Annotated in this window: 4 protein-coding genes; all 4 read left to right on the forward strand. The window is 61.5% G+C overall.

Features of this window, described 5'->3' with window-relative positions; all coding sequences use genetic code 11:
* Nucleotides 1-238 (forward strand): DUF5372 family protein (locus JMY24_RS37820; protein ID WP_236597780.1); only part of this gene is annotated, 238 nt, incomplete at its 5' end.
* Between the two features lie 174 nt (nucleotides 239-412).
* A complete protein-coding gene (locus JMY24_RS37825; RefSeq protein WP_201704094.1) occupies nucleotides 413-862 on the forward strand; it encodes a helix-turn-helix domain-containing protein in 450 nt (149 codons plus the stop codon).
* Nucleotides 863-893: 31 nt separating this feature from the next.
* Nucleotides 894-1,160, forward strand: a complete 267-nt coding sequence (locus JMY24_RS37830; RefSeq protein WP_128598733.1) for a hypothetical protein — start codon at nucleotides 894-896, stop codon at nucleotides 1,158-1,160.
* Nucleotides 1,150-3,134 (forward strand): recombinase family protein (locus tag JMY24_RS37835; RefSeq protein WP_201704096.1); only part of this gene is annotated, 1,985 nt, incomplete at its 3' end. The genes JMY24_RS37830 and JMY24_RS37835, both read left to right, overlap by 11 nt.

The following is a 3,134-nucleotide window of genomic DNA, read 5'->3' on the forward strand; positions in this document are numbered from 1 at the left end:
GGGCAGGCGCTTTGTGCTGGCAACCCGCAAACAGAACTGGGGCGAGGACCGTGTGATGTTTTATGACGCACATGGACGGCTGCGCTCATTGCTTGCGTCGTGGACGAATGTCGACGAGCAGGACGTGTTCGCCCAGATCGCTGGCGGCAAGTCTTTCCTGCGCCCCGATGACCTCGCGGATCTTGTGGTCCTAATTGACGAGATCAGGAGCCGCCATCGCCGGGCGCGCGTAAAGTAAATAATGCCGGATGTGTTAAGCTAATTTCGCCGCGGCATTCGGACTGTGCGCGCCACATAACACGTTCATTCGCCATTTGCGCGCCGAACTGGTCTAAATCGGGTGACGATATAGCCTTGACATGTTGTCACTCGCGGCATATTTTTATTTACACACGCAAACGAATGGACCGCGATGCCCAAGAACACCAAGCTTGATCGCCTGCGCCAGCTCGGCGTGCTGAACCCAAGGCCCGATGCCGTGCGCGCGCCGTGGTTCCAGAACTCGCCGTTCTTCGATCCCAACGATCTGGTGCAGGTGAAGTACGAGATGCTTCGCCACGCCCGCCAGGACGGCGTCAACAAGGCCGAGGCCGCCGCCTTGTTTGGCTTGTCACGGCCGACGTACTACCAGGCCGAGGCCGCCTTCGAGCGTGACGGCCTCGCCGGTCTGTTACCCCACGCACGCGGTCCGAAGTCAGCACACAAGGTCACCGACGAAGTCATGCGATTCATCGAGCAACACCGACATGCAGGCAGTCCGCTGCAAGCGCCTGCACTGGCTGAGCTGGTGCAGACCAGTCTCGGCGTAAGCGTCCATCCACGAAGTATCGAACGCGCGATGGCGCGTAAAAAAAAACGATGAGTCATGTGTTCGCGTCGATGCTGTTGAGGCAATGTTGCCGGTCGATGCGCTTGAACTCTATGAAGGCTTGCGCGCCGCAGCGCCTTGGGAGCGCCGGGGCATGGATGGCATGGGCGCGATCGTCTTCCACGGCATGTGGCGCGGGCTTGTTGTGTTGACCACGGCCCGCACCGCGCCAATGGTGAAGGTGCAGCCGGCGCCGACCGCGCTGCCTGCGGCGGCGCACGATCGCCAGCTCGTGCGCCTGCTCGCCAACATGGTGCTGGCAGCTGAATCACAGGTGCGCCATGCCTATTGACGTCGCTATGAAGGTCTGCGCCGACCATTTGCGGCGCGACGCCTTTCTCTACGTACGACAGTCGTCGCTGCGACAGGTGTTCGAGAACACCGAGAGCACCAAGCGACAGTACGCATTGCGTGATCGCGCAGTGGCCTTGGGTTGGCCCATTGAGCGAGTCCACGTTATCGACAGTGACCTCGGGATCTCAGGCGCACAGTCGCAAGATCGCGATGGCTTCCAGCACCTCGTGACCGAGGTGGCGATGGGTCATGCCGGAATCGTGCTCGGGCTCGAAGTATCGCGGCTGGCGCGCAACAATGCTGACTGGCACCGTCTCATCGAACTGGCGGCACTATCTCACACGCTTATTCTCGACGAGGATGGCATCTACGACCCCGCACACTTCAACGACCGCCTGCTGCTCGGCCTGAAAGGCACGATGAGCGAGGCCGAGTTGCACATCCTCAAGTCGCGCCTGCAAGGTGGCATTCTCAACAAGGCACGGCGCGGCGAACTCGAAATGCCTCTGCCCATCGGGCTGACCTATACGGCCGATGGTCGTGCGGTGCTCGATCCAGACCGGCAGATCCAGGACACGGTGCGACTGCTGTTTGACACGTTTCGCGAGACAGGTTCCGCGTGCGCGGTAGTACGCCGCCTGCGCGGGCAGAAGATCCTCTTCCCCAGGCGCATTCGTCGCGGCATCGGCAAGGGTGACGTGCTGTGGAGCGCAATCGATCACTCGCGCGTGCTGCAGATTCTGCACAACCCGCGATACGCAGGTGCGTTTGCCTATGGGCGTACCCGCACTGCCTACAACGCCAAGCTCAAGACTGTGCAATTGCGTGTGCAGCAGTCTGACTGGCAGGTACTCATTCCAGATGCACATGAAGGCTACATCTCGTGGGCCGAGTACGAGCGCAACCAAACTGCGCTCGTGCACAATGCAAGTGGCTTCTCGCCTGGCTTGCGCGGTCGCATGCCGCGCCACGGCAGCGCGCTGTTGCAAGGACGCATGCTGTGTGGCCGCTGCGGTGCGCGCATGAGGGTCCATTACGAGCCACTGCATGGGAGGCTGCAACCCTACTGCGTGTGCAACGAAGCTGTCGTGCGAGAAGCCGGCAAGCATTGCCAGTGGGTGCGCGGTGCCCCGGTGGATGAGGCGATCAGCGCGTTTTTACTACAGACGGTAGCGCCGGCAGCGATCGAGGTCGCGCTCGCCGTGCAGCAGGAAATCGCCCAACGCGTAGAACAAGCCGCGGCACTGCGCGAGTCGCAATTGCAGCGAGCCCGTTACGAAGCCGAACTCGCGCGCCGACGTTACCTGAAGGTCGATCCCGAGAACCGATTAGTGGCTGACGCGTTGGAGGCCGACTGGAACGCTCGGTTACGTCAGCTTGATACGCTGCAGCGTGAGCATGAGCGCCAGCGGGAGGCCGACCGTACGCTCCTGGACGAGCCCGCACGCCGACGCATCATGGCGCTGGCTTCCGACTTCCCTCGCGTATGGAACGAGGAACACACGAGCGCCGTCGAGCGCAAGCGCATGCTCGGATTGCTCATCGAAGACGTGACGCTCACCGTCGGTCAGCAGGTCGATGTTCATGTACGTTGGCGCGGCGGACGTACACAAAGCCTGGCCGTGGAACGGCCACAGCCGATGTCCAGGGTGCGCAAGACACGGCCCGAAGTCGTTTCCCTTATCGACGGGCTGTTGGAGACTTCGACGGACCGGCAGATCGCAGCACGCCTGAACGAACTTGACCATCGGAATTGGCGTGGAGAGTCCTTCACCATGAAGAAGGTCATCCTCATTCGCCAGACCTACGCATTGAAGAGCCGGTTTGACCGATTGCGCGAGCGCGGTATGCTCACCGGCGAGGAGATGGCCAAGCAACTCAACGTATCCACGACAACCATCCACCAACTCGGGCGTCAAGGCGTTCTCAAGCGGCATCTATACGGCAACAACTGCCGGTGCCTGTACGAGCC

Source organism: Paraburkholderia kirstenboschensis, assembly GCF_904848585.1.
Classification (GTDB): Bacteria; Pseudomonadota; Gammaproteobacteria; order Burkholderiales; family Burkholderiaceae; genus Paraburkholderia; species Paraburkholderia kirstenboschensis.